The 7,916-nt window shown below is 62.9% G+C and carries 5 protein-coding genes; 2 read left to right on the top strand and 3 right to left on the bottom strand.

Annotated elements, in window-relative coordinates; genetic code table 11:
- Window position 1: 1 nt before the first annotated feature.
- On the top strand, window positions 2-3,088 hold the full coding sequence (locus M2400_RS31580; RefSeq protein ID WP_259197597.1) for an efflux RND transporter permease subunit: 3,087 nt from the start codon (window positions 2-4) through the stop codon (window positions 3,086-3,088).
- Window positions 3,089-3,181: 93 nt separating this feature from the next.
- Here the strand turns inward: M2400_RS31580 and M2400_RS31585 are convergent, their stop codons facing one another.
- From M2400_RS31585 to M2400_RS31595, 3 genes are all read right to left on the bottom strand, one after another.
- Window positions 3,182-4,411 (bottom strand): M20/M25/M40 family metallo-hydrolase, encoded by a 1,230-nt coding sequence (locus M2400_RS31585; protein ID WP_177045824.1) that lies wholly within the window; start codon window positions 4,409-4,411, stop codon window positions 3,182-3,184.
- Window positions 4,412-4,479: 68 nt separating this feature from the next.
- A complete protein-coding gene (locus M2400_RS31590; RefSeq protein ID WP_177045822.1) occupies window positions 4,480-5,538 on the bottom strand; it encodes a diguanylate cyclase in 1,059 nt (352 codons plus the stop codon).
- A gap of 79 nt (window positions 5,539-5,617) precedes the next feature.
- Window positions 5,618-6,253: a LysE family translocator gene (locus M2400_RS31595; protein ID WP_177079628.1), complete on the bottom strand. Its 636-nt coding sequence runs from the start codon at window positions 6,251-6,253 to the stop codon at window positions 5,618-5,620.
- Between the two features lie 130 nt (window positions 6,254-6,383).
- Between M2400_RS31595 and M2400_RS31600 the strand changes: the two genes are divergently transcribed.
- On the top strand, window positions 6,384-7,781 hold the full coding sequence (locus tag M2400_RS31600) for a PLP-dependent aminotransferase family protein (RefSeq protein ID WP_259197598.1): 1,398 nt from the start codon (window positions 6,384-6,386) through the stop codon (window positions 7,779-7,781).
- Window positions 7,782-7,916 lie beyond the last annotated feature (135 nt).

Here is a 7,916-nt window from a genome sequence, read left to right on the forward strand (position 1 = left end):
AATGCGCGGTATCAACCTCTCCGAACTGGCGGTAAAACACCGTGCGGTCACGCTGTTCCTGATCATCGCGATCCTCGCCGCCGGGGTCTTTGCCTTTGGCAAACTGGGACGCGCCGAAGACCCATCCTTCACCGTCAAGGTCATGACCATCACCGCCGCCTGGCCCGGCGCCACCGCCCAGGAAATGCAGGAACAAGTGGCCGACCGCCTGGAAAAACGCCTGCAGGAACTGGACTACTACGACCGCGTCGAGACCATCGCCCAGCCGGGTTTCGTCTCGATGCGCATGACGTACCTGGAGTCCACCCGCCCGAGCGAGATCCAGGACCTGTTCTACCAGACCCGCAAGAAGCTCAGCGACGAAGCCGCGAAGCTGCCCAAGGGCGTAATCGGGCCGTTTTTCAACGATGAATACTCCGATGTGTACTTCTCCCTGTACGCGTTGGAGGCCGAACACCTGCCCCACCGGCAACTGGTGCAAATGGCCGAGGACATGCGCCAGGGCCTGCTCAACCTGCCGGGGGTGAAGAAGGTGAATATCCTCGGCGAACAGGCGCAGCGCATCTTTGTCGAGTTCTCCTATGAACGCCTCGCCACCCTGGGCATCAAGCCCGAGCAGATTTTCGCCGCCCTCGCCGCCCAGAACGCCGTGGCACCTTCGGGCTTTGTCGAAACCGCCGGCGCCCGTGCGTATATCCGTATCGACGGCGCCTTCGACAGCCTGGCGCTGATCGAAAACGTGCCGTTGGAAGCCAACGGCAAGCTGCTGCGCATCGCCGATGTGGCCACCGTCAGCCGGGGTTATGAAGACCCGCCCAGCTACCGCATCCGCCATCAGGGCGACCCGTCGCTGATGCTCGGGGTGATCATGGAGAAGCACTGGAACGGCCTGGAACTGGACAAGGCCCTCAAGGCCCAGGAGGCGAAAATCCAGGCCGACCTGCCGCTGGGGGTCAACTTCGCCAAGGTCTCCGACCAGGCGAAAAACATCAGCCTGGCGGTCAACGAGTTCATGCTGAAGTTCTTCGTCGCCCTCGCGGTGGTGATGGTGATCAGCCTGCTCGCCCTGGGGTTCCGTGTCGGGCTGGTGGTGGCCGCTGCCGTGCCGCTGACCTTGTCGATCGTGTTTGTGATCATGCTGATGACCGGCCGCGAATTCGACCGGGTGACCCTGGGCGCATTGATTATTTCCCTGGGCCTGCTGGTGGACGACGCGATCATTGCGATCGAGATGATGGTAGTCAAACTCGAGGAAGGTTTTGACCGGATTCACGCGGCCACCTTTGCCTGGAGCTCCACCGCCGCGCCGATGCTCACCGGCACCCTGGTGACGATTATCGGCTTCCTCCCGGTGGGTTTTGCCCGCTCGGGCGCCGGGGAATACGCGGGGAATATCTTCTGGATCGTCGGCTTTGCGCTGATTGCTTCGTGGCTGGTGGCGGTGGTGTTCACCCCGTACCTGGGGGTCAAGCTGTTGCCGCACATCAAGCCGGTTGCCGGCGGCCACGATGCGATTTATGCCGGCCGGTATTACCAGAAACTGCGCCACCTGGTGGACGCCTGCGTGCGCAACCGCTGGTGGGTCACCGGGCTGGTGGTGGCAGCCTTTGTGCTGTGTGGCCTGGGCATGGGCGTGGTGAAGAAGCAATTCTTTCCCAACTCCGACCGTTCCGAGCTGATTCTTGAGGTGTATATGCCGCCGGGCAGCGCCTTCAAAAGCACCGAGGCGGTGGCCGCGCAGGTGGAAAAAGCGCTGATGCAGGAGCCGCAAACCGTGATGGTCGACACCTACGTCGGCGGCGGTGCGCCACGGTTTTTCCTGTCGCTGAACCCGGAGTTGCCAGACCCGGCCTTCGCCAAGCTGATCGTGCAGACCGCCGACGCCCACGCCCGGGACGCGCTGAAAAAACGCATGGATGAACGCATCGCGGCGGGTGAGTTTCCGTCGGCGCGGGTGCGGGTCACGCAATTGGTGTTCGGCCCGCCGGTGCCGTTCCCGGTGGTGTTTCGCGTGTCCGGTCCCGACCTGAATGTGCTGCGCGGCCTGTCTGAAGACGTGCGCCAGGTGGTCGCGGCCAACAAGCTCACCCGGGACAGTTTCCTCGACTGGGGCGAGCGCGCCAGCAGCTACCGCCTGGTGCTGGACCAGGACCGCCTGCGCCTGCTGGGCTTTACCCCCGACGGGGTGAAATCCCAGCTCAACGCCCTGCTCAGCGGCAACCCGATCACCGAAGTGCGCGAAGGCAATCGCACCGTTTCCGTGGTCGCCCGCTCCCAGGGCAGCCAGCGCGAAGACCTCGGCAACCTGGACAATATGACCCTGACCAACAGCGCCGGCGTGTCGGTGCCACTGGCCCAGGTCGGGCATTTCCAGGCGGTGATGGAAGAACCGATCCTCAAGCGTCGCAACCGCGCGCTGACCGTGGAAGTGCGGGCCGATATTGTCGACGGCACCCAGCCGCCGGATGTGGAAATGGCGGTGTACAAGGACCTGCAGCCGCTGATCGCCAAGCTGCCGGCCGGGTATCAGATCGTCATCGGCGGCCCGGTGGAAGAAAGCGCCAAGGCCAACGTCGCGCTGGCGGCGCTGTTCCCGATCATGATCCTGCTGACGTTGACCGTGATCATGTTCCAGGTGCGTTCGTTCGGGGTGATGTTCATGGTGTTTGCCACGGCGCCACTGGGGCTGATCGGCGCGGTGCCGACGTTGCTGCTGTTCAACCAACCGTTCGGGTTCAACGCGATATTGGGGCTGATCGGGATTGGCGGGATCCTGATGCGCAACACGCTGATCTTTACCGACCAGATTCGACAGAACCAGGACCAGGGCATGGTGATTCGCGAGGCGATCATCGAGGCCACGGTGCGCCGGGCACGGCCGGTGATCCTGACTGCGCTGGCGGCGGCGTTGGCGTTTATTCCGCTGACTTTATCGGTGTTCTGGTCGTCGTTGGCGTATGTGCTGATTGGCGGGGTGCTGGTGGGGACGGTATTGACGTTGCTGTTCTTGCCGGCGTTGTGCAGCTTGGTGCTGGGGCGGGAGAAGATGCGGGAAGTGGTGACAGCAAGCACCACCGCCGTCCTGTAGGCGCTGGCTTGCCAGCGATGAGGCCCGCGAAATCAGTGCAATTTTCAAGGGCCTCATCGCCGGCAAGCCGGCTCCTACAAGGGGAGCTGGCGGTCAGCGCTTTGACAGCTCCATAATCATCCGGCTCAACAGGTAAATCCGCGGCGCCACGCTCTCCACCTCGGCATATTCCTCCGGCGTATGGATATTGCCCCCCACAATCCCGAACCCGTCCAGGGTCGGCGTGCCCACGCCAGCCGACAAGCTGGCATCCGCCGCCCCGCCGCTGCCTTCAATGGTCAGCTTGCGTCCCAGCTCGCCGTAGATCCCCTGGGCAATCGCCACCAGTTTGTCCGACTCCGGCGTCTGTGGCATCGGCGGCAGGCCGCGGTGCAGGCTGGTGGTCACTTCCGTCTCGGGGATCAGCTTGTTGGCCGAGACCCGCGCCAGGTCTTTCTCGATGCGGTCAAACTCTTCCGGCAACGCCGCCCGTACGTCAGCCTTGGCGGTGGCCTGGTCCGGGATCACGTTGACCCGGTCGCCTGAGTTGATCACGGTGAAGTTGATGGTGGTTTTCTTCTCCGCGTCCCCCAGCTTGCCCAGTTGCAGGATCTGGTGCGCCGCTTCCATCGCCGCATTGCGCCCCAGTTCCGGGGCCACGCCGGCGTGGGCGGCCTTGCCCTTGACCTCGACCACCGCGGTGGCGCTGCCTTTGCGCCACACCACCAGGCCATCCGCCGGGCGGCCCGGTTCCAGGTTCAGGGTCACGTCGTGGCCCTTGGCGGTGTTGCGGATCAGTTCGGAGGCGCCGTCGGTGCCGGTTTCTTCGCTGGCATCCAGCAGGAAGGTAATTTGCGCGTAGTCCTTGAAGCCCTGGTTTTTCAGGACCTTCAAGGCGTAGATACCGGCGACGATGCCACCCTTGTCATCCATCACACCCGGGCCATAGGCGCGGCCGTCCTTGATGTGGAACGGCCGGGCGGCGGCCGAGCCTTCCTTGAACACGGTGTCCATGTGGGCCATCAACAGGATTTTGGCTTTGCCGGTGCCTTTGAGGGTGGCGACGACATGGCTGTTATGGGCAGCGGCATCGGGTACCAACTGGATGCTGAAGCCCAGTTGCTTGAGCTCGTCGACGGCGATGTCACGCACTTGAGTCAAACCCGGCTCGTAGCCGGAGCCCGAATCGATATTCACCAGGCGCTCCAGCAATTTCAGGGCGTCGGCCTTGTACTGCTCGGAGTCGGCCTGAATCTGCTTGTGGGGTTCGGCGCTGAAGGCCGGCATCGCGAAAGACAGCGCCAGGGTGGCCGCCAGCAGGGTGCGTGGGAAGTTGAAGAGCATGAACCGATCCTTGTTTTTGTTGAAAGGTAGTGCTCCACCCTACCTGACAATAAACAATTTGTTGATCCTCAGATCGACCTCAACCAACTTCCCTGCACCGAACTGACCCGGTTGCGCCCGCTGCTCTTGGCCTCGTACAACGCCTGGTCGGCATCGTTCAGCCAACTGGTGGCGTCACCGTGTGCCGGGCGGTACGGCGCCAGGCCGATACTCAGGCTGGCGCGCAGGGTCGGGTCCTGGGCGTAGGCCAGGGAGTTGAAGCGGTCACGCAGGGCGTCCATCACTTCGGCGGCGCGGTTCAGGGGCATGTCTGGCAGGATCACGCAGAATTCATCGCCACCATAACGCCCGGCCAGGTCGGTGGCCCGCAGGTTCTGGCGCAGCACTTTGCTCAGTTGGCGCAGCACGATGTCGCCGGTGACATGGCCGTAGGTGTCGTTGATGGTCTTGAAGTGGTCGATGTCGATCAGCGCGATCGCGGCGCCCTGCTGGTCGCGACGGCAGCGCTGGAACTCGATTTCCAGGTGGTCTTTCCAGGCGCCGTGGTTGAGCAGGCCCGACAGGCTGTCGGTGCGGCTCAGGGCCAGTAACTCGCGTTTGTGCCTGGCCAGGGTGATCGCTTGCCGGTAGCAGATCCAGCCCAGGGCCAGGGGATACAGCATCAGGATCGGCAGGCAGGCGTAGAGCTGCGCTTCGCTGGTGAGGGCCGTCACCGCCGGGGTGAACACCAGCAGCGAGGCGCCGATGCCCAGCGCCTGGGCCACCCAGCCGGCGAGCATGAAGCGCGGGCCGCCGATGGCGACGTTGTTCATGGTCATCATCGACAGCGTGGTGACGCTGGGCAGCGGGTTGAACTGCATGGCGCCCACCCAGAACCCGCCGCAGAACGAGTCGAACAACAGGTTGCGGTGTTCCGAGCGCAGGGAGTTTTTTGAGTGCCGCGACCATTGGTACGCCACGTGCGGCCAGATGAAGGCGTTGGTCACCATCACCACCCAGACCCAAGCGGGCTTATCCAGCGGATAGATGGCGGCGGCCACGCAGATAAACCCGAGGGTCAACCCCAGGGTGCGCGACTTGTACAAACGTGTAGCGAGCGAAAGTCCCTTTCCTCCTGCAGCTGACATGGTCTGGCTTGATCCTGGATGAATGCTCGAAGTCTATCAGGGCAACGGCAGATCGCCACTACCGCTCATAAGCTGGCCTTCAGTTCGAAAAGCCCCGGGCCAGCATCAACGCCACGCCCAACAGCAGCACCGCCGTGGCCCGTTGCAGCAAAACCCGGCGCTTGGGGTTTTCCAGTACGTGCTTGATGCGCTGGCCGAAGTAGCAATACAGGCAGCCACTGGCAAATTGCAGCAGCAGGAAGGTCAGCCCAAGGATCGCGATGTCGGCGGCGGCGCTGCCTTGGCCGATGGCGGCGAACTGCGGGAATACGGCGCTGAACAGGATGATCGCCTTGGGATTCGACAGGCCGGTCAGCAGGCCTTTACCGAACAGGCTGCGGGCATTTTCCGGGGTCGGGTCGGCGGTTTTGATCGTCACCCCGCTGCTGGTCCATTGCTTGTAGGCCAGGTAAAGAATGTAGGCGACGCCCACCACCTGGATGACTCGGGTGATCAGCGGGTAGTCCTTGATCAACTCGGAGAAGCCCACGGCAAAAATCAGGATCGAAACCAGGTAGGAGACACTCGCCCCGAACTGCGCCGGCAGCGAGCGGCGCAGGCCGTCTTTCAGCCCGAGGCTGAGCAACAACAATGTCATGGGACCAGGGCTGAACGCCAGGGTCGTGCACAGCAGCAGGAAGTACAAAAACGAAGACAGGGTGAGTGCAGTGACCATGGCGTGGAGTTTCACAGCAAGAAGGAAGGCTTGCAGTCTAGGGCGCACGTCGCGCCAGAGGCAGGTAAACTCCACGGATATATGCGCAGACTTTACCGGTAAAGTTGGCGGCAAACTTAAGGACAGTGTGATGCCCATTCCTGCGATTCACTTTCATGACCGAGCGCCGAAGGTGCAGCAGATCGTCGATGCCCTGGCCCATGCCATTGAGCAAGGCGAGTTGGCCGCCGGCAGCAAACTGCCCTCGGTGCGTGAGTTGGGAGCCTTGCTGGGCGTCGGAAAATTCACCATCAATGAAGCGCTGGATCGCCTGCGCGGGCGTCACCTGCTGACCTCCAGCCAGGGCCGAGGGCACTTTGTCGCCAGCAGCCTGGCGCAGCCGTCGTCCAGCAACTGGGTCGACTTGCTGCCCCAGGATTTGCTCAGCGTACTGCGCCGCCCGCTGGCCATGGCACCGGGCGACCTGCGCCCCGGCGGCGGCCACTTGCCGGAAGATTGGCTGGATTCCGAGGCACTGCGCCAGGCCATGCGCAGTGCCGTGCGCGCCCCTACCCTGCGCATCGCCGGGCTGGGCACCCCGGCGGGCTTGCTGCCGTTGCGCCAGGCGCTGCAACAGAAACTCCACGGTGAAGGCCTGTCGGTGCCAGTGGAGCAGATCATCACCACCCCCAACACCCTGCAAGGCCTGGACATGCTTATGCGCCTGCTGGCGCGGCCCGGGGATACGGTGTTGCTGGATGCGCCGTGTTACTTCAACTTCCACGCGAACCTGGCGTTGCATGGGGTCAAGGTGGTGACCATCGCGCGGCGGCCTGACGGCTTTGATTTTGCCGCGCTTGAGCAATTGCTCGCCGAGCATCGTCCCAGCCTGTACCTGACCACCAGTGTGTTGCATAACCCGACCGGGCATTCGTTCAGCCCGAGCCAGGCGTTTCGCTTGTTGCAACTGGCCCGGGAGTATCGCTGCCATATCGTCGAGGATGATCTCTACGGGGATTTACACCCTAATCCGCCGCCACGTTTGGCGACGTTGGCGGGCTTGGAGCAGGTGACGTACCTGTCGGGGTTTTCGAAAGTGCTGACGGCGAATGCGCGGGTCAGTTACGTGGTGGCGGCGCCGCAGTTGGCAGCGAACCTGACCAATATGAAGTTGATGAGCGGCGGGATTACCTCGGAGCTGTTTGAACAGATTGTGTATCGGCTACTGAGTGAGGGCGGGTACGCCCGGCATCGCAAGCGCATGGTCCAGCGGCTGCTGGAGGCCGGGGGGCGGGTTGAGCAGTGGCTGCGGCGGTGTGGCTGTGAGTTGCCGATGGGGTTTGAGGGCGGGATGTTTATCTGGGCGCGGTTGCCGGCGGGGGTGAATGGTGAGCGGTTGGCTGAAGCCGGGTTGAAACGCGGGATGGTGTTGGCGCCTGGGGCGTTGTTTGGGTATGAATCGGGGTTGCGGGATTTTATGCGGTTTAATGTGGCGCATTGTGATGAGGCGCGGGTTCAGGGGGTGTTTGAGGCGGTGTTGCGGGGCTGACGAGGTGTACATATCCGTTGTTTGTGTAACGGCCGCTATGGGTTCCGCTCTTACAGCGGGTCACTTTTGAAAAGAGCCCAAAAGTAACCAAAAGGCTCTTGCCCCACCACTCGGCACCTCGCTAATGCTCGGTGT

The organism is Pseudomonas sp. BIGb0558, assembly GCF_024807515.1.
Taxonomy (GTDB): domain Bacteria; phylum Pseudomonadota; class Gammaproteobacteria; order Pseudomonadales; family Pseudomonadaceae; genus Aquipseudomonas; species Aquipseudomonas yamanorum_A.